This window comes from Microbacterium sp. NPDC078428, from assembly GCF_044542535.1.
Taxonomy (GTDB): Bacteria; Actinomycetota; Actinomycetes; order Actinomycetales; family Microbacteriaceae; genus Microbacterium; species Microbacterium limosum.
Genome location: NZ_JBITUP010000003.1, coordinates 276244 through 296790 on the forward strand (window position 1 = coordinate 276244; position 20547 = coordinate 296790).

20 protein-coding genes and 1 pseudogene are annotated in these 20547 nt (G+C 70.6%); 5 read left to right on the forward strand and 16 right to left on the reverse strand.

Annotation, left to right across the window (positions count from 1 at the left end; genetic code table 11):
- The first annotated feature begins 30 nt into the window (after positions 1-30).
- Positions 31-1281 (forward strand): DUF349 domain-containing protein, encoded by a 1251-nt coding sequence (locus ACIGCK_RS07715; RefSeq protein WP_396665113.1) that lies wholly within the window; start codon positions 31-33, stop codon positions 1279-1281.
- Positions 1282-1387: 106 nt separating this feature from the next.
- Positions 1388-1960 (forward strand): hypothetical protein, encoded by a 573-nt coding sequence (locus ACIGCK_RS07720; protein WP_396665115.1) that lies wholly within the window; start codon positions 1388-1390, stop codon positions 1958-1960.
- Here ACIGCK_RS07720 and ACIGCK_RS07725 read toward each other — a convergent pair.
- The 11 genes from ACIGCK_RS07725 to pdxS all read right to left on the reverse strand — a co-directional run bounded on the left by ACIGCK_RS07725 (position 1939) and on the right by pdxS (position 12766).
- Complete coding sequence (locus ACIGCK_RS07725; RefSeq protein ID WP_396665117.1) at positions 1939-4191, reverse strand: RelA/SpoT family protein; 2253 nt, start codon at positions 4189-4191, stop codon at positions 1939-1941. The two genes, ACIGCK_RS07720 and ACIGCK_RS07725, sit on opposite strands and share 22 nt — an antisense overlap.
- Positions 4192-4283: 92 nt before the next feature.
- On the reverse strand, positions 4284-5276 hold the full coding sequence (secF, locus tag ACIGCK_RS07730) for a protein translocase subunit SecF (protein ID WP_330171872.1): 993 nt from the start codon (positions 5274-5276) through the stop codon (positions 4284-4286).
- Entirely contained in the window at positions 5276-6997 is a 1722-nt protein-coding gene (gene secD / locus ACIGCK_RS07735; RefSeq protein ID WP_396665119.1) for a protein translocase subunit SecD, read from the reverse strand. The genes secF and secD overlap by 1 nt, the downstream gene beginning before the upstream one ends.
- Before the next feature lie 35 nt (positions 6998-7032).
- Positions 7033-7440 carry a preprotein translocase subunit YajC gene (gene yajC, locus ACIGCK_RS07740; protein WP_396665121.1) on the reverse strand — a complete coding sequence of 136 codons (408 nt, stop codon included), beginning with the start codon at positions 7438-7440 and terminating at the stop codon, positions 7033-7035.
- A 65-nt stretch (positions 7441-7505) separates the two neighbouring features.
- A complete protein-coding gene (ruvB, locus tag ACIGCK_RS07745; RefSeq protein WP_330171869.1) occupies positions 7506-8537 on the reverse strand; it encodes a Holliday junction branch migration DNA helicase RuvB in 1032 nt (343 codons plus the stop codon).
- Positions 8530-9156 carry a Holliday junction branch migration protein RuvA gene (gene ruvA / locus ACIGCK_RS07750; protein WP_396665123.1) on the reverse strand — a complete coding sequence of 209 codons (627 nt, stop codon included), beginning with the start codon at positions 9154-9156 and terminating at the stop codon, positions 8530-8532. Before ruvA ends, ruvB begins: the two co-directional genes overlap by 8 nt.
- Positions 9157-9202: 46 nt before the next feature.
- Positions 9203-9775 (reverse strand): crossover junction endodeoxyribonuclease RuvC, encoded by a 573-nt coding sequence (gene ruvC, locus ACIGCK_RS07755; RefSeq protein ID WP_396665125.1) that lies wholly within the window; start codon positions 9773-9775, stop codon positions 9203-9205.
- Positions 9776-9827: 52 nt separating this feature from the next.
- A complete protein-coding gene (locus ACIGCK_RS07760; RefSeq protein ID WP_396665127.1) occupies positions 9828-10595 on the reverse strand; it encodes a YebC/PmpR family DNA-binding transcriptional regulator in 768 nt (255 codons plus the stop codon).
- Between the two features lie 139 nt (positions 10596-10734).
- A complete protein-coding gene (locus ACIGCK_RS07765; RefSeq protein ID WP_396665129.1) occupies positions 10735-11259 on the reverse strand; it encodes a DUF1697 domain-containing protein in 525 nt (174 codons plus the stop codon).
- A 16-nt stretch (positions 11260-11275) separates the two neighbouring features.
- Positions 11276-11872: a pyridoxal 5'-phosphate synthase glutaminase subunit PdxT gene (gene pdxT, locus ACIGCK_RS07770; protein ID WP_396665131.1), complete on the reverse strand. Its 597-nt coding sequence runs from the start codon at positions 11870-11872 to the stop codon at positions 11276-11278.
- A 3-nt stretch (positions 11873-11875) separates the two neighbouring features.
- Positions 11876-12766, reverse strand: coding sequence for a pyridoxal 5'-phosphate synthase lyase subunit PdxS (gene pdxS / locus ACIGCK_RS07775; RefSeq protein WP_330171863.1), 891 nt, complete (start codon positions 12764-12766; stop codon positions 11876-11878).
- Between the two features lie 107 nt (positions 12767-12873).
- Between pdxS and ACIGCK_RS07780 the strand changes: the two genes are divergently transcribed.
- Both ACIGCK_RS07780 and pdxY read left to right on the forward strand, forming a co-directional pair.
- The gene (locus ACIGCK_RS07780; protein ID WP_396665133.1) at positions 12874-14217 is read left to right on the forward strand and encodes an aminotransferase class I/II-fold pyridoxal phosphate-dependent enzyme; all 1344 of its coding nucleotides are present in this window, start codon (positions 12874-12876) and stop codon (positions 14215-14217) included.
- Between the two features lie 7 nt (positions 14218-14224).
- Positions 14225-15076, forward strand: a complete 852-nt coding sequence (gene pdxY, locus ACIGCK_RS07785; RefSeq protein ID WP_396665135.1) for a pyridoxal kinase PdxY — start codon at positions 14225-14227, stop codon at positions 15074-15076.
- A 132-nt stretch (positions 15077-15208) separates the two neighbouring features.
- On the opposite strand, the gene ACIGCK_RS07790 is transcribed toward pdxY, so the two are convergent.
- Complete coding sequence (locus ACIGCK_RS07790) at positions 15209-15760, reverse strand: HIT family protein (protein ID WP_396665137.1); 552 nt, start codon at positions 15758-15760, stop codon at positions 15209-15211.
- Positions 15757-17766 carry a threonine--tRNA ligase gene (thrS, locus tag ACIGCK_RS07795; RefSeq protein ID WP_396665138.1) on the reverse strand — a complete coding sequence of 670 codons (2010 nt, stop codon included), beginning with the start codon at positions 17764-17766 and terminating at the stop codon, positions 15757-15759. Before thrS ends, ACIGCK_RS07790 begins: the two co-directional genes overlap by 4 nt.
- Positions 17767-17819: 53 nt before the next feature.
- On the opposite strand from thrS, the gene ACIGCK_RS07800 reads away from it, so the two are divergent.
- The gene (locus tag ACIGCK_RS07800) at positions 17820-18983 is read left to right on the forward strand and encodes an SLC13 family permease (protein ID WP_396665140.1); all 1164 of its coding nucleotides are present in this window, start codon (positions 17820-17822) and stop codon (positions 18981-18983) included.
- A gap of 22 nt (positions 18984-19005) precedes the next feature.
- On the opposite strand, the gene ACIGCK_RS07805 is transcribed toward ACIGCK_RS07800, so the two are convergent.
- From ACIGCK_RS07805 to ACIGCK_RS07815, 3 genes and pseudogenes are all read right to left on the reverse strand, one after another.
- Complete coding sequence (locus ACIGCK_RS07805; RefSeq protein WP_396665142.1) at positions 19006-19572, reverse strand: cupin domain-containing protein; 567 nt, start codon at positions 19570-19572, stop codon at positions 19006-19008.
- 112 nt (positions 19573-19684) lie between these two features.
- Positions 19685-20047: pseudogene (locus ACIGCK_RS07810) on the reverse strand (cupin domain-containing protein); the annotation flags it as partial.
- A 55-nt stretch (positions 20048-20102) separates the two neighbouring features.
- Positions 20103-20372 carry a hypothetical protein gene (locus tag ACIGCK_RS07815; protein ID WP_396665144.1) on the reverse strand — a complete coding sequence of 90 codons (270 nt, stop codon included), beginning with the start codon at positions 20370-20372 and terminating at the stop codon, positions 20103-20105.
- Between the last annotated feature and the right edge of the window lie 175 nt (positions 20373-20547).

Genomic DNA, 20547 nt, shown 5'->3' on the forward strand with positions numbered 1-20547 from the left:
CCACTCCCCCGGCACCGCACAAGGAGAACCGTGTCCTCCGAGACTGCTTCCGCGCCCGAGCAGGCGTGGGGCCGCGTCGATGACGACGGCACCGTCTACGTCCGCGAGGGCGACAACTGGCGCGAAGTCGGCCAGTACCCCGACGGCACGCCGGACGAGGCCCTCGCCTATTACGAGCGCAAGTTCACCGACCTGGCCGACAAGGTCACGCTCCTGGAACAGCGCCACCGCGGTGGCGGCGCTTCGGCGGGCGACCTCGCATCCGCGGCCGTCCACCTGCGCGCCGACATCGAGGGCGCCGCTGCCGTCGGCGACCTCGGCGGCCTGATCGCGCGCGTCGAGGCGCTCTCCGCCGCGCTCTCCGAGGCGTCGGCGGCGGAGACCGCCGCGGCGAAGGAGGCGGTCGCGCGAGCCGTCGTCGAGCGGACGACGCTCGTCGAGCGCGCCGAGGCGCTCGCTGCCCGGGACCCCAAGACGGTCCAATGGAAGCAGGCCACGCAGGAGATGAGCGATCTCTTCGCTTCCTGGCAGTCCCATCAGCAGACGGGGCCGCGGCTGCCCAAGAGCACCGCGCAGGAATTGTGGAAGCGCTTCCGCGACGCGCGAGCGATCGTCGACAAGCACCGCCGGGAGTTCTTCGCCGAGCTCGACGAGGCGCACAAGGGCGCACGCGAGCGCAAGACCCGCCTCGTCGAGCGCGCCGAGGCGCTGCGCGACAAGGGCGAGGACGGCATCCCCTCCTATCGCGCCCTGCTGGACGAGTGGAAGGCCTCCGGGCGCGCCGGCAAGAAGGCGGACGACGCGCTGTGGGCCCGGTTCAAGGCCGCCGGAGACGCCCTCTACGGCGCCCGCGCCGAACGGGATGCCGCGGAGATCGCCGAGTCGCAGCCGAAGATCGAAGCCAAGGAGGCCCTCATCGCCGAGGCGCAGTCCGTGGCCGACGAGAAGGATCTGTCCGCCGCGCGCTCGCTGCTCACCGGCATCCAGCGTCGCTGGGATGAAATCGGCCGCGTCGCCCCTCGCGAGCGTGACCGCGCCCTCGACGACGCCCTCCGCAAGGTGGAGTCCGCGCTGCGTGGGCGCGAGGACGCGGACTGGAAGCGCAACAACCCCGAGACCAAGGCGCGTGCGGGAGACATGGCACGCCAGCTGGCCGACGCGATCGAGAAGCTGGAGCGGGAGATCGCGCAGGCGCATCAGCGCGGCGACGCCAAGGCCGCCACGCGCCTCGAGGACGAACTGTCCACGCGCCGAGCCTGGCTCGACGTCGTCGGCGGCTGACACCCTCCGCCCACCGCGCACCCCGAGGGCGCTCTTCCCCGCCGACTTCTCCACAGGATCGAAGCGGGACCGCCGATCGGCCCGGGCCATGGGGTTGACTGCCGCCATGACCGGGCCGTTCCTGTACTTCCCTCACGACCGCCTGTCGCCCGCCGAACTCTCGGCGGCGCGTCTGGACGGGCACGTCGTGGAGCTCGGGGAAGGGTACATCCCGGCGGACGCCGTCGAGACGGCGGAGATGCGGGCGGCGTCCCTCAGCGTGCTGTGCGACGAGCGGTTCGCGGCCTGCCTGTGGAGCGCGGCCTGGGTGTACGGCGCGCTCGCGACCGCACCCGCACGTCACAGCCTCGTGCGCGCCGTCGAGCACCGGGTCGGCAACCTCATCGGGCGCCGTGCGATCTTCCACGACTGGCCGGTGCGGGCCGACCAGGTGATCCGGCTCGGCGGGGTGCTCGTGGTGCGGCGCGACAAGACGATGGCCGACCTGGCGCGCCGGCTCGCGCATCCCGTCGACGCCGTTCGCGCCCGTGCCGCGGTCGAGGCGATGGCCGAGGCGTTCGGCGTCGCCGAGGGCATCCGGTGGATGCGCGATCAGCAACGCCTACCGGGTCGCGCCGACGCCGTCGCGGAGCTGCTGCGGATCGGCGAGCGGTACGGTCAGGACGACGTCACACGGTAGACGTCGTACACCGCGTCGATGCGGCGCACAGCGTTCAGCACGCGGTCGAGGTGCACCGTGTCGCCCATCTCGAAGACGAACTTGCTGAGGGCGAGCCGCTCGTCCGTGGTCGACACGGACGCCGACAGGATGTTGACGTGGTGCTCGCTCAGCACGCGCGTCACATCCGACAGCAGCCCCGACCGATCCAGCGCCTCCACCTGGATCTGCACCAGGAACACGCCCTTCGGGGTCGGCGCCCACGACACGTCGATCATCCGCTCGGGGTCGTTCTCGAGCGCGGCGACGTTCGGGCAGTCGGTACGGTGCACCGATACCCCGCTGCCGCGCGTGACGAAGCCCACGATGTCGTCGCCCGGCACCGGGGTGCAGCACTTGGCGAGCTTGACGAGGATGTCGGGGGCCCCGCGCACGAGCACGCCGGAATCGGTCGTGCGCGGCGCGCGCACACGCGTGGCGTTCGGCAGATCGATGGGTCCGGTGGAGGTGTCCTCGCCGGTGCCGACGAGCGCGGTGACCTTCTCGATGATCGACTGCGTCGAGACGTGTCCCTCGCCGACCGCGGCGTAGAGGGCGGTGACGTCCTCGTACCGCAGCTGATGGGCGACCTCGGCGAACGAGTCCTGGCTCATCAGTCGCTGCAGCGGCAGGTTCTGTCGCCGCATGGCGCGGGCGATGGACTCCTTGCCCTGCTCGACCGCCTCCTCGCGCCGCTCCTTCGTGAACCAGGCGCGGATCTTGTTGCGCGCGCGGGTGCTCTTGACGAAGCCGAGCCAGTCCTGGCTGGGTCCGGCATCCGGGTTCTTCGACGTGAAGACCTCGACGACATCGCCGGACGCGAGCGGGGAGTCCAGCGGCACGAGCCGGCCGCCCACCTTTGCGCCCATCGTGCGGTGTCCGACCTCGGTGTGCACGGCGTAGGCGAAATCGACCGGGGTCGCCCCGGCGGGCAGGCCGATGACCCGCCCCTTGGGCGTGAAGACATAGACCTCCTTCGCCCCGATCTCGTACCGGAGGGAGTCGAGGAACTCGCCGGGATCGGCCGTCTCGGCCTGCCAGTCCGAGATGTGCGCGAGCCACGCCATGTCGGTGTCGAGGGCCTTCGCGGTCTTGCCGCCCGTGACCCGCTCCTTGTACTTCCAGTGCGCGGCGACACCGAACTCCGCCTGCTGATGCATCTCGTGGGTGCGGATCTGGATCTCGACCGTGCGGCCACCCGGACCGATGACGGTCGTGTGCAGCGACTGGTAGAGGTTGAACTTGGGGGTGGCGATGTAGTCCTTGAATCGACCGGGCAGCGGCGTCCAGCGGGCGTGGATCGATCCCAGCACGGCGTAGCAGTCGCGCACGCTCGAGACGAGCACACGGATGCCGATGAGGTCGTAGATGTCGTCGAACTCGCGACCGCGCACCACCATCTTCTGGTACACGGAGTACAGCTGCTTGGGGCGGCCCATGATGCGCCCCCGGATGCGCAGCTCGCGCAGATCCTCCTCGACGGAGGAGATGACGCTCTGCACGTACTGTTCCCGCTGGGGCGTGCGCTGCTTGACGAGGCTGTCGATCTCGGCGTAGAGCTTGGGGTGTAAGACGGCGAACGAGAGGTCCTCGAGTTCGGACTTGATCGTCTGGATGCCGAGACGGTGCGCCAGCGGCGCGTAGATCTCGAGGGTCTCGGTCGCCTTCTTCGCCGCCTTCTCGGGCGGCACGAACCCCCATGTGCGGGCGTTGTGAAGACGGTCCGCGAGCTTGATCACGAGCACCCGGATGTCCTTGGACATCGCGACGATCATCTTGCGGACGGTCTCCGCCTGCGCGGCGTCGCCGTACTTGACCTTGTCGAGCTTCGTGACGCCGTCGACGAGCATGGCGACCTCGTCGCCGAACTCCGCCGACAGCTGGTCGAGGCTGTACGCGGTGTCCTCGACGGTGTCGTGCAGCAGGGCTGCGGCGATCGCCTTCGGCCCCAGCCCCAGGTCGGCGAGGATCTGCGCGACCGCGACGGGGTGGGTGATGTACGGCTCGCCGCTCTGGCGCTTCTGTCCCTCGTGGGCCCGTGCCGCGACGGCGTACGCGCGTTCGATGACCGCGATGTCCCCGCGCGGGTGGTTCGTCCGGACCGTGCGGATGAGATCCTCGAGGCCCTCACGACGGGGGGCGCGGGAGAAGATGCGGGGCACGAGCCGGCGCAGCGACGAGCTCTGTACCACGGGAGGAGCCGTCTCCGTCATCCGCTCTCCTCCTCCGCCGGTGATACGCGGAACCTGGTCATCCCGCCGGATGTGCCCATCCTACGCGCGCGACGAGGACCCACCGGCCGCGGTCAGACCGAGACGTCGGCGGACTGGGCGCGCGCCTCACGGAGACGGTCGTCCCGGCGCTTGAGCTCGGTCTCGCCCTCGCGGAACAGCGAGTACAGCGGGGCCGCGACGAACAGCGTCGAGTACGCCGCGACGACGATGCCGACGGTGATCGACAGGGAGATGTCGGAGAGGGTCTCGGCCCCCAGCCAGAACGCGCCGATGAACAGGATCGCCGCCACCGGCAGCACCGCCACGACCGACGTGTTGATCGATCGGATGAGGGTCTGGTTCACGGCGAGCTCGACGGACTCCCCGAAGGTGCGACCCGATCTCAGGCCGTCCTCGGAGGTGTTCTCCCTGATCTTGTCGAACACGACCGTGGTGTCGTAGAGCGAGTACCCGAGGATCGTGAGGAAGCCGATCACCGCGGCCGGCGAGATCTCGAACCCCGCGAGGGCGTAGATGCCCACCGTGACGACCAGCACGTCGATGAGGCCGATGATGGCGGCAGCCGACATCTTCCAAGTGCGGAAGTAGATCGCCATGATGAGGAACGTCAGCGCGAGGAAGATCGACAGACCCCACAGGGATTGCCGCGTGACATCCTGGCCCCATGTCGGCCCGATGAACGAGGTCGTGACCTCCTCGGTGCCCACTCCGTAGGCGTCGGCGAGCGATGAGGCGACCTCTCGCGTCTCCACCTCCGACATCTGATCGGTCTGCACGCGGATCGCGGTGCCGCCGACCGTGGTGACCTTCGTGGTGGCCCCGGGGACCACCTCGCGCACGGCGTCCGTGGCCACGAGCTGGTCGGGCTGCTCCAGCCCGGAGACCGTGAACTGCGACCCGCCCGTGAACTCGATGGAGAACTGCGGGGGGCGCACGAGAAGGATGAGCACCGACGCGAAGACGAGCGCGATGGCGGTGATGAACCACACGCGACGCCGGCGCACGAAGGGCACCGACACCTTCCCGGTGTAGAGATCGTTGCCGAACTGGTTCATGGAGGGCATCAGTCCCGGCCGTCCTTTCCGGCACCGCCGGCGCGCGACGCCGCCTGCAACTCGGCCTGCTTGCGCTCCGCGATCGTCTGACGGCGCTCCGCCTCACCGCGGGAGCGGGCCGTCCTGGCCGCGCGTCCGCGCGACGCCGCAGCCACGGGCGTCTGGAATTCCGCCCGGCTGCGGTACACCGCGCCCAGCGCGTGCGGATCGAGTCCGGACAGCGGGTGACCCTGCCCGAAGAACCGGGTGCGGGCCAGCAGCTGCATGACGGGGTGGGTGAAGATGATGAAGATCAGCACGTCGATGACGGTCGTCAGGCCGAGCGTGAACGCGAAGCCCTTCACGGTCGCGTCGGCGAGGATGTAGAGCACGACCGCCGCAAGGATGTTGATCGACTTCGAGATGTAGATCGTGCGCTTCGCACGCGCCCAGCCGTCCTCGACGGCGCCCGTGATGCTCTTGCCGTCCCGGAGTTCGTCGCGGATCCGCTCGAAGTAGACGATGAAGGAATCGGCCGTGAACCCGATCGTCACGATGAGGCCCGCGACACCGGCGAGCGAGAGCCGGAAGCCCATCCGCCACGACAGGATGCACAGGGCGATGTAGGTGAGGATCGCCATCACCGCCAGCGAGGCGATGATGACGAAACCGAGCGCGCGGTAGGAGACCAGCGAGTAGATCGCCACGAGCGCCAGACCGATGAGGCCCGCGACGAGACCGATCTGCAGCTGCTGCGACCCGAGTGTCGCCGAGATCGTGTCGGAGCTGACCACCTCGAAACTCAGCGGCAGCGCCCCGTACTTCAGCTGATCGGCGAGCACCTGGGCGCTCTCCTGCGTGAAGGAGCCCGAGATCTCCGGGCGTCCGTCGAGGATGAGGCCGTTCATCGACGGCGCCGACAGCACGTCGCCGTCGAGGACGAAGGCGAACTGGTTCAGCGGCGCCGTCTGGCCGTACAGGCGCTGCGACACCTCGCCGAAGATGTCCGTTCCCTCACCGTTGAAGGTGATGTTGACCGTCCACTGGTTCGTCGTCGTGTTCAGACCCGAGGTGGCGTCGTCGATCGCGGACCCGTCGATCTCGACAGGGCCGAGGATGAACTTCGTCGTGCCGTCGGCGTCGCACGTGATGACCGGCTGATCGGCCGGCGCCTGCGAGGCGTCGTTGGCGGGATCCGCGCAGTCGTATGCGAGGAACTGCGCCTCGAGCGCCGGCGTGATCCAGTTCAGGTCGCTGGGCCCCGTGGGCTCCGCCGAGGGGGTCGCGGCGAGCGAGGGATCGGGCGACGGGTATGGCGTGGAGTTGCCGTCCTCGCCCACGAACTCCGTCGCGGGGCTGCCGACGAAGAGCACCGGACGCAGCTGCAGCTGCGCACTGGCCTGGATCCGCTGGCGCGTCTCGTCATCGGCCTGCCCCGGGATCTGGACGACGATGTTGCGTCCACCCTCGGTCGCGACGTCGGCTTCGCTGACGCCCGACGCGTCGACGCGCTGGCGGATGATCGAGACCGCCTGCTCGAGCTGTTCGGTCGACGGCGCGGCGCCGCCCTCGCTCTGCGCCTCGAGGATGATCTGCGTGCCGCCCTGAAGATCCAGGGCGAGCTCGGGCGCCCACGTGCTCTGCTGGAAGACATGCACGCCGAGGGCGTTGATGCCGAACAGCACGGCGATCAGGGCGAGAAGACCCGTCAGCGCACGCCAGGCATGGCGGACGGGTGGGGAGGTGGCCACGGGTCAGTGTTCTCCGATGAAACGAGCGCGGCGGATCAGGCTTCGGGCTTGCGCTTGCCGTCGACCTCGGGATCGATGGACTCGATCGCGGGGGCATCGGCGCGGTCGAACTCGGCGTCCTCGTGCTCCTCCGCGTCGACGAGCTCGTCGTCGGCGTCGGCTTCGTCGCCCTCGATCGGGGTCACGACTCGGATGATCGCCTGGCTGTGCACCCTGATGGCCGTTCCGGGCGCGATCTCGATGAGAGCGGGCTTGTCGAGATCCTCCGGGTCGAACTCGAGGATCGTGCCGTAGAGACCGCCCTGCAGGAGCACCTCGGCTCCGGGGACGGTCTGGCGGTTCTTCGCCTCCTGCTCGGCCTTCATCTTCTGCATGCGCTTGCGCGAATTCCAGAACATGAAGCCCAGGAGGGCGACGAGGACGACGATGAGCAGGATGTCCATGCGGGGGAACGCCTTTCCAGGCGCGCGAGATACGCGCGCGATCGGGGCCGAGAAGCCTTCAGCGATTATAGGTCATCGAATCTGAGCGCATTCTCGGCATGGGGGGCTCCCAGGTGCGCGTAGGCAGCGGGCGTGGCGATCCTGCCGCGGGGGGTGCGCCCGAGGAAGCCGATCCGCACGAGGTAGGGCTCGACCACGCTCTCCACCGTCTCCGCCTCCTCGCCGACCGCTACCGCGAGCGTCGACAGGCCGACCGGTCCTCCCCCGAAGCGTCGGACGAGAGCATCGAGCACCGCGCGGTCGAGGCGGTCCAGGCCGATCTCGTCGACGTCGTAGAGCTCGAGAGCGGCGCTCACGGCGTCGAGGTCGGCCGGGCGGTCGTGCACGAGCACGAAGTCCCGCACGCGTCGCAGGAGCCGGTTCGCGATGCGGGGGGTCCCCCGCGAACGACGGGCGATCTCCCCCCGCGCCACGGGCGGCAGGGCGACGCCGAGCATGTCGGCCGAGCGCGAGATGACGCGCTCGAGGTCGGCGGGGTCGTAGTACTCGAGGTGCCCCGTGAACCCGAATCGGTCGCGGAGGGGGTTCGGGAGCAGGCCCGCGCGGGTCGTCGCGCCCACCAGGGTGAAGGGAGCGAGGTCGAGCGGGATGCTCGTCGCCCCCGCGCCCTTGCCGACCATGATGTCGATGCGGAAGTCCTCCATCGCGAGGTACAGCATCTCCTCCGCCGAGCGCGCCATCCGGTGCACCTCGTCGATGAAGAGTACCTCCCCCGGGGTCAGGCTCGACAGCAGCGCCGCGAGATCGCCCGCGTGCTGGATGGCCGGGCCGCTCGACAGGCGCAGGGGGCGCCCGCTCTCATGGGCCACGATCATCGCCAGGGTGGTCTTGCCGAGCCCGGGCGGGCCGGACAGCAGGATGTGGTCGGCGGGCCGCTGCTGCATCCCCGCGGCATCCAGCAACAGCTGCAGCTGACTGCGGACCTTGGGCTGGCCGACGAAGTCCGCGAGCGATGTCGGTCGCAGCGCGCCCTCGATCGCGAGCTCGGACTCCTGGGCGTCGGGCGAGACCTCGGGGCGGTCGTCGTGCTCAGCCACGAGTGCCTCCCTGGCGCGCGGGGCCGAGCGCGGCGAGCGTCAGCCGCAGGAGCGCCTGCGTGTGCGCGCGTGTCGCGTCGTCGGCGGACTCTGCGGTCGTCGTGACGGTCTCCGCCGCCACCTTCTCCGGGTAGCCGAGCCCGACGAGGGCCTGCGTGACCTGAGCGAGGACGTCCGCGGCAGCATCCCTCGTGGGGGCGGCCGCGGCGGCACGGGCCGGCGGCGCGAGCTTTCCGGCGAGCTGCACGACGATGAGCTTGGCGGTCTTGGGGCCGATCCCCGACACCTTGCGGAAGGGGGCGTCGTCGTCGTCGCCGACGGCGGCCGCGATCTGGTCGACGCTCAGGTGCGACAGCACCCCGAGCGCGGACTTCGGACCCACGCCGGTGACCTGCAGCAGCTGCACGAACACCTCGAGCTCCTCGCGCGTGGCGAAGCCGAACAGCGCAAGGGCGTCTTCACGCACGACGAGGTGCGTGTGGAGCGCGAGGGTCTCGCCGGACCGGGCGCCGCGGGCGAGATCGACGGGGACGGCGACGTGGAAGCCGACGCCGCCGACCTCGACGATGACCGCATCGACGGCGGCGTGCAGCACGGTGCCGCGCAGGGAGGAGATCATCCCCGAAGCCTACGGGAGCGATCGTAGGTATGTTCGAGCGACACGCTCAGCGGACGCTGCGGGCGAGGCGCTCGGCATCCGCCCACGCCTTCTGCGCGGGCGTCGCGGCACCGGCCGGCGACGCCGCCGACGGGGCACCGCCGCGCCAGGCGTGGCACAGCGCCAGGGCGAGGGCGTCCGCGGCATCCGCGGGGCGCGGCAGGGCGTCCAGCCGCAGCACGCGCGCCACCATCGTCTGCACCTGGCGCTTGTCGGCCGCCCCGTACCCGGTGATGGCCGCCTTCACCTCGGTCGGGGTGTGTGTCTCGGCGGGCAGCCCGCGCTCGGCTGCCAGCAGCAGCGCCACCCCGCTCGCCTGCGCCGTGCCCATGACCGTGCGGGTGTTGTGCTGCGCGAACACGCGCTCCACCGCGACGACGTGCGGGCGGTGCTCGTCGAGCACTTCGCGCAGCCCCGCGGCGATCGCGGCGAGCCGAACGGATGCCGGGGCATCCGGCGACGAGCGGATCACCCCGACGTGCACGAGCGTCGCCGTGCGGTTCGGCGCGACATCCACGACGCCGACGCCGCACCGGGTCAGGCCCGGGTCGATGCCCAGGACGCGCAGGGGGGTGGCCACTCCCCTACGCTACGTCGCCCCGCGGCCGCGTCCGCGAACGGCGCGCCCGGGGTCAGTCCTCGTCGCCGTCGCTTTCGAGCTCCGCCTGCACCTCGGCGGTGAGGTCGAAGTTGCTGAACACGTTCTGCACGTCGTCGCTGTCCTCGAGCGCGTCGATGAGGCGGAAGACCTTGCGGGCGGTGTCGGCGTCCACCTCGACCTTCAGGCTCGGCACGAACTCGACGTCGGCGGACTCGTAGTCGAGGCCCGCGTCCTGCAGCGCGGTGCGCACGGCCACGAGGTGGGACGCGTCCGTGACGACCTCGAATCCCTGCGAGTGGGGCTCGACCTCCTCGGCTCCCGCCTCGAGCGCCGCGAGCATGACGTCGTCCTCGGAGGTGCCCTCGCCCGAGACGACGATGACGCCCTTGCGAGAGAAGTTGTAGGACACCGAGCCGGGGTCGGCGAGGGTGCCGCCGTTGCGCGTGAGCGCCGTGCGCACCTCCGCGGCCGCGCGGTTCTTGTTGTCGGTGAGGCACTCGATGAGCAGCGCGACGCCGTTCGGGCCGTAGCCCTCGTACATGATCGTCTGGTACTCGACCGACTCGCCGGAGATGCCCGCGCCGCGCTTGATGGCGCGATCGATGTTGTCGTTGGGGACCGAGGTCTTCTTGGCCTTCTGCACGGCGTCGTACAGAGTCGGATTGCCCGACAGGTCGGCGCCGCCCAGCTTGGCCGCGACCTCGATGTTCTTGATGAGCTTGGCGAACGACTTCGCGCGGCGCGCGTCGATGACGGCCTTCTTGTGCTTCGTCGTCGCCCACTTGGAATGCCCGGACATGTAACTCCTGTGTGTGTCGTTCGGCCGGAAAGTCTCGGTAGATTCTAGGCCCGCGGCCGCGTGGGGCACCCTCGCGGCGTTTCTTCTCCCCAGGCGGGCATCATCCCCGCCGCGCCTCCGAGCCGCGGTGGGCGGCGGGTCAGTCGAGGATGCGCCGGAGCGTGCGGAGGTTCCGGTTCGTCGTGCGTGCGCGGTACGTCGCGCGGGCGACGACCTTCGCGAAGGGCGTGTCGGTGGAGCGCCCCTTCTCGGGATGCCAGTACACGACGCCCTGCCCGGCGCGCACGGGATCCACATCCGGGTCGAGGGATGCCGCAGCACCCGTCAGCTCGTCCCGTGTCCCTTCGTCCGCGCAGAAGAGGACCCATGGCTGACGCGTCCCGTCGGTCTCGTCGAACGGGAACTCGCGCACGACGCGGTCGACGTGCGCGAGCGGAGCGACGAGCACCGTCGCGTCGTAGCCGAAGCGCTCGGAGAGGGCCGGCTCGAGGAGACCGCGGAGGGCGGCCGCGTCGAGATCGCTCGCGACCCTCGCATTGCCGCTGGCCAGGTACGTTCTCGCTGCGGCGAACCCGAGGCCGGCGAGCAGGTCGCGCAGCTCGGCGGAGCGCACCGTGACGCCGCCGACGTTCACGCCGCGAAGCAGCACCACCCACTCGGTCATGCCGCCAGGCTAGCCCTCACGCGCGCGTGCGCACCGACTCCAGGAACAGGGCGTGGAAGCGGGTCTCGCCGGCGGTCTCGGGGTGGAAGCTCGTGCCCATGACCGGTCCGCGGCGCACGGCGACGATGCGGTCGTCGGCGAGGGTTGCGAGCACCTCGACATCCGGCCCGCTCTCCTCCACGACGGGGGCGCGGATGAACGCGGCCCGCACGGCGGGAGCCCCCAACACGGGGACATCCAGGTCGGTCTCGAACGACTCCACCTGTCCGCCGAAGGCGTTGCGCCGCACGGTGATGTCGAGTCCCCCGAAGCTCTCCTGGCCCGGGATGCCGTCGAGGATGCGATCGGCGAGCAGGATCAGGCCCGCGCAGGTGCCGAACACCGGCATCCCCCCGGCGATTGCGTCGCGGATCGGATCCCGCATGCCGAACGCCCGCGACAGTTTGTCGATGACGCTCGACTCGCCGCCAGGGAGCACGAGGCCGTCCACTCCCGCGAGTTCCGCGGGCCGGCGCACGAGCACGACGTCCGCACCGAGGTCGGCGAGCACACGCGCATGCTCGCGCACGTCACCCTGGAGGGCGAGTACCCCCACGCGCGGGGACGACGCCACGGCCTACCAGCCGCGCTCGGCGAGCCGGTGCGGCGCCGGCAGGTCGGCCACGTTGATGCCGACCATCGCCTCGCCGAGCCCGCGCGAGACGTCGGCGATGACCTTCGGGTCGTCGAAGAAGGTCGTCGCCTTCACGACGGCGGCCGCGCGCTGCGCCGGGTTGCCCGACTTGAAGATCCCCGAGCCGACGAACACACCGTCGGCGCCGAGCTGCATCATCATCGCGGCATCCGCGGGAGTGGCGACACCGCCCGCGGTGAAGAGCACGACGGGCAGCGTGCCCGTCTCGGCGACCTCGGCGACGAGCTCGTAGGGCGCCTGCAGATCCTTCGCGGCGACGTACAGCTCGTCCTTGGTCATGGATCGCAGGCGGTTGATCTCCGCCGTGATCGTGCGGATGTGCTTCGTCGCCTCCGAGACGTCGCCGGTGCCGGCCTCGCCCTTCGAGCGGATCATCGCGGCCCCCTCGGTGATCCGCCGCAGCGCCTCCCCGAGATTCGTGGCGCCGCAGACGAAGGGGACCGTGAAGCCCCACTTGTCGATGTGGTTCACGTAGTCGGCGGGCGAGAGCACCTCGGACTCGTCGATGTAGTCCACGCCCAGCTCCTGCAGCACCTGCGCCTCGACGAAGTGGCCGATGCGCGCCTTCGCCATGACGGGGATCGACACCGCCTCGATGATGCTCTCGATCATGTCGGGATCGCTCATGCGCGACACGCCGCCCTGGGCGCGGATGTCGGCGGGGACGCGCTCCAGCGCCATGACGGCGACGGCCCCGGCATCCTCGGCGATCTTCGCCTGGTCGGCCGTGACGACGTCCATGATGACGCCGCCCTTGAGCATCTCGGCGAGGCCGCGCTTGACGCGGGATGAGCCCGTGGTGGAGGAGGTCATGGCCGGGGGTCCTTTCGCTGAATCACCGGGCTCGGAGTACTTCCCGGTTTGGCATAGGCCAAAAGTAGCACGGGCTTGGTACCGTCGGAGGGAGAGGGGGCGCACACATGACGTCACGGATCACCGGGACCTCCGCGGTCGAGATCGCCGACAGCGTGAGAGGCCTTCTGGAGCGCGCTCGACTCGCCCCGGGCGAACCCCTGCCGCCCGTGCGCGCGCTGGCCGACGAGCTGGGCGTCAACCGCAACACCGTCGTGGCCGCGTACCGACAGCTCGCGGCCGCCGGACTGATCGTCACGAGAGGCCGTGCGGGCACGCGGGTCGCAGACCGCTCCCCCGTCGCCCAGGAGGGCTTCTCGGCACCGAGCTCGCTGCACGACGTCGGCACCGGCAATCCGGATCCCCGGCTCATCCCCGACCCCTCGATCGCGCTCGCCGCCGCGGCCGGGCGCCCCGTGCTCTACGGAGAGCCGGTCATCGACGAGGGCCTCGAGAGCTGGGCCGGCGACTGGATGCGCGCGGACGTGGGCGACCGCCCCCTGCGGCTGACGGTCACCAGCGGCGCGGTCGACGCGGTCGAACGTCTGCTCGCGCAGGCGCTGGCCCGCGACGACGCCGTCGCCCTCGAGGACCCGTGCTTCCTCGCGAGCATCCAGACCGTGCGCCTCGGCGGCTACCGCGCCGTGCCGGTGCCGGTGGATGCCGAGGGCATGACGGTCGACGGACTCCGCGCCGCTCTCGCCCAGGGCGTGCGCGCCGTCGTCTGCACCCCGCGGGCGCAGAACCCGACGGGAGCGAGCGTCTCCGCCGAGCGGGCCGCGCAGCTGCGCGCCGTGCTCGCCGAGTACCCGTACGTGCTCGTGATCGAGGACGATCACTTCTCCCTCCTCTCGCAGCGGCCCTATCACTCCCTCGTCGGGCCCGATCACCGCCGGTGGGCGCTGGTGCGCTCGGTGTCGAAGTTCCTCGGCCCCGACATGTGCCTGGCCCTCGTCGCGTCCGACCCGCACACGGCGGAGAGGCTCGCGCTGCGCCTGAGCCCCGGGACGACGTGGGTGAGCCACCTGCTGCAGCGGATCGTCGGGCATCTCGTCACCGACGACGGCGCCCGATCGCGCATCCGCGCCGCGGCCCGGCACTACACCGATCGCAACGCCTCGTTCGTGCGGCGGCTCGCGCGGCACAGGATCACCGCCACCCTGGGCGACGGCCTCAACCTCTGGGTCCGCCTCCCCGTCGACGCCGCGGCGGTGTCGCCGCACCTGCGCCGCCGAGGGTGGCTCGTGCGCACGGGAGACGAGTTCGTACTCGCCGACGGGGCCGCGGCATCCCATGTCCGACTGACGGTGCACGGCCTCTCGGACGACGACGCGGACCGCCTCGCGGCCGACCTCTCCGACGCGAGCGACGAGGCCCTCGGCGCGGCGGGTGCGCCGACGAGGGTGGGATGATCGTTCGGTGAAGGTGCTCTCCATCCAGTCCGCCGTGGCGTACGGCCACGTCGGCAACTCCGCCGCCGTGTTCCCCCTCCAGCGCATCGGAGTGGAGGTGCTGCCGGTGTACACGGTCAACTTCTCCAACCACACCGGCTACGGCCAGTGGCGCGGCCCGCTCATCTCCCCCGACGACGTCCGCGACGTCATCACGGGCATCGAGGAACGCGGCGTGCTGCCGCAGATCGACGTCGTGCTCTCGGGATACCAGGGCGGCGAGGGCATCGCGGATGTCGTCCTCGACGCGGTCGCCCGGGTCAAGGCGGCCAACCCAGACGCCGTCTACGCGTGCGACCCCGTCATGGGAAACGCCGTCTCGGGCTGCTTCGTCGCGCCCGCCATCCCCGTGCTCCTGCGCGATCGCGTCGTGCCGGCAGCCGACATCATCACGCCGAACCAGTTCGAGCTGGGGTTCCTCACGGGCACGAAGCCCGCCGACCTCGACTCGACCCTCGAGGCCGTCGACGCCGCGCGCGTCATGGGCCCCCGCACGGTGCTCGTGACCAGCGTGGAACGACCCGACCGCCCGGAGGGCACGATCGAGATGCTCGCCGTGACCGACGACGGCGCGTGGATCGCGCAGACCCCGCGCATCCCCATGAAGGCGAACGGCTCGGGCGATGTCACCGCGGCGCTGTTCACGGCTCACCTGACGCGCACGGGGGATGCCGCGGACGCGCTGGCCCGCACGACGTCGAGCGTCTTCGACCTGCTCGAGCGCACCCACGATTCCGGCGCCCGCGAGCTGGCGCTGGTGGAGTCGCAGGAGTCGTACGCGAGCCCCCGGATGCAGTTCGCCGTCACGCGGGTGCGCTGACTCCGGCCCGAGGCAGGCGAACGCCCGAGGACAGGAGGATCCTGGGCGAATTCTCCTGTTCCGGGGCGAACTCCTGCGCCCGTCTGCGCGAGCCGTCGCCGCGCCGGCCGGCCCCCGGCGTCGCGCCGCGGGTCAGGATGCCGCGGGCCAGGCCCCGGCGACCGCGCTGCGCACCTCGCCGAGCAGCTGCGGCAGCGCCTTGGTCTTCGCGATGATCGGGAAGAAGTTCGCATCGGTCGCCCAGCGGGGCACGATGTGCTGGTGCAGGTGGCCCGCGATGCCGGCGCCGGCCACCTGGCCCTGATTCATGCCGAGGTTGAAGCCGTGGCACCGCGACACCTCCCGCAGCACGCGCATGCCGGTCTGCGTGAGGGCGCCGATCTCGGCGACCTCTTCGGGCGTCGCGTCGTCGTACATCGGGATGTGGCGATAGGGGCACACCAGGAGGTGCCCCGAGTTGTACGGGAAGAGGTTCAGCAGCACGTACGCCGTGCGCCCGCGGGCGACGATGAGGGCGTCCTCGTCGCTCATGCCCGGCGCGGCGCAGAAGGGGCAGTCGTCGTTCAGCGCATCGGGGCCTGCCTGGATGTAGGCCATCCGGTGGGGCGTCCACAGGCGCTGGAACTCGTCGGGCACGCCCGCGAGGTGCGCGGCATCCACGAGTCCGTCGCCGGGCTCGATCACACGAGGTCCTCGGCCGTGGACACCTGGATGTGGGACGCGATCGCCCGCTCGATCGTTGAAATCGCCTCGTCGATCGGCACGCCGTTCGTCTGCGACCCGTCGCGGAAGCGGAACGACACGGTGCCCGCCGAGCGGTCGGCCTCCCCCGCGATGAGCTGCACCGGGACCTTCATCGTCGTGTGGGTGCGGATCTTCTTCTGCATCCGGTCATCGGATCGGTCGAGCTCGGCGCGCACTCCCGCCTGACGGAGCCGCGTGATCACGTCGTCGAGGTAGTCGGCGTACTCCTCCGCCACGGGGATGCCGACCACCTGTACGGGCGCCAGCCACAGCGGGAACGCCCCCGCGTAGTGCTCGAGCAGGATCGCGAAGAACCGCTCGATGGAGCCGAACAGGGCTCGGTGGATCATGATGGGACGCTTCTTCTGGCCATCGCGGTCGGTGTACTCGAGGCCGAAGCGCTCGGGGAGGTTCGGGTCGACCTGCACCGTGGACAGCTGCCAGGTGCGCCCGATCGCGTCCTTGGTCTTCAGGTCGATCTTGGGGCCGTAGAACGCCGCCTCGCCCGGCACCTCGGTGAGCTTGAGCCCGCTCGCGACCGCCACGTTGCGCAGCGCGTTCGTGGAGTACTCCCAGAACTCCTCCGAGCCGATCCACTTGGACTTCTCGTCGTCGCGCATCGACAGCTCGAGCTCGAAGTCGTCGAGGCCGAACTCGCGCAGCATCGAGATGACGAACTCCAGCACGCGGGTCGCCTCGGACTCCAGCTGCTCAGGGGTCACGAACAGGTGCGAATCGTCCTGCGTGAAGCCGCGCACGCGGGTGAGCCCGTGAAGCGCGCCCGAGAGCTCGTTGCGGTAGACGGTGCCGTTCTCCGCCAGCCGCATCGGCAGGTCGCGATAGCTGCGACCGCGCTCCTTGAAGATCAGGATGTGCATCGGGCAGTTCATGGGCTTGAGGTAGTAGTCCGTGCCGTGCTTGGTGACGCGGCCCTCGGCATCCACCTCCTCGTCCATCCGGATCGGCGGGAACATGCCCTCGCGGTAGGTCACGAGGTGGTTCGACTGGAGGAAGAGGTCCTCCTTCGAGATGTGCGGCGTGTACACGTAGGTGTAGCCGCCCTCGACGTGGCGGCGACGCGCGTGCTGCTCCATCTCGCCGCGGATGATCCCGCCCTTGGGGTGCCACACCGACAGCCCGGAGCCGATCTCGTCGGGGAAGGAGAAGAGGTCCAGTTCCTTGCCGAGCTTGCGGTGATCCCGCTTCGCAGCTTCCTCAAGGCGCTCCTGATAGGCGCGCAGCTCGTCCTTCGTGGGCCACGCGGTTCCGTAGATGCGCTGCAGCTGCGGGTTCTTCTCGCTGCCACGCCAGTACGCACCCGCGATGCGGGTGAGCGCCCAGCCGTTGCCGACCATGCGCGTGCTCGGCACGTGGGGACCGCGGCACAGGTCCTTCCAGACGGTCGTGCCCTCGCGGTCGACGTTGTCGTAGATCGTCAGCTCGCCGCCTCCGACCTCGACGGAGGCGCCCTCCGCGGCATCCTTCGATCCGCCCTTGAGCCCGATGAGCTCGAGCTTGAAGGGCTCGTCGGCGAGTTCGGCGCGGGCCTCGTCGTCCGAGACGACGCGGCGGACGAAGCGCTGCCCCTCGCGGACGATGCGCTCCATCTCCTTCTTGATGGCCTTCAGATCCTCGGGGGTGAAGGGCTCATCGACGCCGAAGTCGTAGTAGAAGCCGTCGGTGATCGGGGGGCCGATGCCGAGGTTCGCCTGCGGGCTGATGCGCTGCACCGCCTGCGCGAGCACGTGGGCGGTGGAGTGGCGCAGGATCGACAGGCCGTCGGGGCTGTCGATCGTGACGGCCTCCACCTCGTCGGCCGCGGTCACCGTCGTCGCCAGGTCCTTCAGCTCGCCGTTGACGCGGAGCGCGACGACGGAGCGGTCGGGGAACAGGGCGAAACCGTCGGCGGGGAACGACACGTCCTCCGCGGGGCGCAGATCAGTCAAGGGAACTCTCCTGGGGTGGCAGGGTTCTAGGCTATCGCGGGCCCGGAGGGGCGATGATGGATGCCGTGCGTCTGGCGATCATCGGCGGGATGCTGTGGGCCGCCGGCGCCGCGGCGCTCGTTTTCGGCGTGCTCCCTCCCGGCGACGCGCTCGCGATCGGGGAGCGGGTGTGGCCGATCCTGCTGTTCGTCGTCGCCATGACGGTCGTGGCGGAGCTGGCGGCCGCGGCGGGGCTCTTCGGCGTGTGCGCCGCATGGCTCGCCCGCGTCTCGCGGGGCCACGGCTGGCTCCTGTGGGGGCTGGTGTTCGCCCTCGCCGCGGTCACGACGGCGTTCCTCTCGCTCGACACGACCGCCGTGCTGCTGACGCCCGTCGTCATCGCCGTCGCACGGGCGAACGGGCTCCCGCCGCTCCCCTTCGCGCTCACGACCGTCTGGGTGGCGAACACGGGCTCGCTCCTGCTCCCGGTCTCCAACCTCACCAACCTGCTGGCGCGCGAGCGTCTCGGCGGAATCGATCCGTGGCAGTTCGCCGCGCTCCTGGGGCCGTCGGCCGCCGCCGCGCTCGTCGTGCCGGCGGTCATCCTCGCCCTCGTCTTCCGGCGCTCGATCGGCACGCGCTACACGCCCGCGGCCCCGCCGCGCGTGCAGGACCGACCTCTGCTGATCGCCTCCGCCCTCGTCGTCGGCGCGCTGCTGCCGCTCCTGCTCGCGGGCATCGAGCCCTGGATCCCGACGCTCGGGGCCGCGGCCGTCCTCTCGGCCTGCTTCGCGGTGCGAGCGCGACGCTCGTTGCGCCCCTCGCTCGTCCCCTGGCAGCTGGTCGTGTTCGCCGGCGGGCTGTTCCTCGTGGTCGGCGCCGTCGAGGCCTGGGGCGCGGCCGCCTTCACGACCGCCGTCGCGGGGGGCGGCGACGACCTCGCCGACCTGTGGCGCCTCGCGGGCGCGGGTGCGGCATCCGCGAACCTGCTGAACAATCTGCCCGCCTACCTGGCCCTCGAGGCCACGGCCGACACCCCCGTGCGGATGGCGGCGCTGCTCATCGGGGTGAACGCGGGGCCGCTCATCACGCCGTGGGCGTCGCTCGCGACCCTGCTCTGGCATCAGCGGTTGGTGGCCGACGGCGTGCACATCGCGTGGTCTCGGTTCGCGCTGCTCGGCGCGGTGGCGGCGCCGCTGACGATCGCCGCCGCCGTCGTGCCCCTCACGTGGCGCTGAGCCGAGCCGCGAAGCCCCTCTTCTAGCTGCCGGATGCCGGGGGGTCGCGCGGGTTGATGCGCTCCACGATCAGGGGGTCGACCGGAGTGTAGGGCAGCGAAGGCAGTTCGCGCTCGGGCACCGAGAACGCTGCGGCAAGCACTTCGCGGGAGAACGCCGACGCCGTCGCGCGGTACCCGATGTCGCCGGGCGTCGGCCGGTCGAAGAAGATGAGGAAATCGATCCCCTCGTCCGTCAACGCCTCGATGTGGTGGGGGTAGGCGCGCGGGATGAAGTACGCCTGCCCCGGCGCCAGCTCGTACTCGTCGAGCACACCGTCGGGACGGAGCACGCGCATCCGCCCGCGCCCCCGCCACACGTAGCCGAGCTCGGCCGTGATGGGGTGCCAGTGCGGCTCACGCATGCCCTGGCCGCCGATGCGCAGGTGGTACATCGACAGATCCTGGAGCGCCGCCCAGTACTGCTTGCGCGCCAGCTTGGCCGACCCGTAGGCGTGGGAAAGGGGCGCGACCTGTCCCTCCGCATCGAACAGCCGGGCGTTGGGCAGCCGCGCGCCGTCCGGGATGCGCGCGGGCCCCTCGCGACGCACGATCGGGCTCTCGCCCGCGCGCGAACCTCTCGAACGCCGCCGCCGGCTGATCGAACGTGTTGCCCAGTACCGCATCCGTCATGGCGTTGACGCCTGCGGCGAAGGAGAAGTGCTCCGGCGCACCCGACCGCAGGGCGGCGACGATCTCGGAGGCCTCCTCCGCGATGTTCTCGATGTGGAAGACGCTGCCCGACTCGACATGGAACATCTGCCCCGCCTCCACGACGAAGCTCGCGAAGTCGTCCGCGTTGCCCAGCAGCGACACAAGCACCCGGCCCCGGGTGACGTACGCCAGCTGGTTCGCGTTCACGTTCCACTGCGGCTCGCGGATCGCGCCGGGCTCCAGCACGGTGTGCCGGATGGACATGCGCCGCAGGATCGGAAACGATGCGGCGGTGAGCTCACGGATCTGACCGAGCTCGCTGGCGAAGACGGGTTCCGCCCCAGCGAGCGAGGCGACGTGCGGTGAGGTCATGCCCACAACGTAGCGGCCGGAGGCGCGCCGCTGACGGACGATCAGCCTCCCGAGGTCACCAGATGATTCCGCCGCCCACCGATATCCCGCCCCACGTCAGCGCGATGAAGATCGCCGCGAAGACGACGGGTCCGATGCCCTTCCCGCTGCGGGCGAGGCCCTTCAGAAGGCCGATGACGGCGAAGACGGCGGCGATGATCGACAGACCGCCCCCCAGGAAGAATCCGATGAACAGCGGAATGGGCATGAGCACGAGGCCGGCGAGGCCGAGCCAGAACGCGGCCCAGGCGGCCGGGTTGGAGGTGCGTTGGTCGGTGTAGGACATTCCCTCAGTATGTCGTTTCGCGCCCAGCCGCCGCCGACTCGAATCACCTCGAGCGCGCTCGACGGATGCAGGAGTCGGCAGAGCGGCTGCGAGACACGTGCAGCGTTCCATGCGCGGGTTATAGGCAGGAAAGTGTGGATGGGTAACTGATCCTGCCGCGTGTTCACGTGGTGAA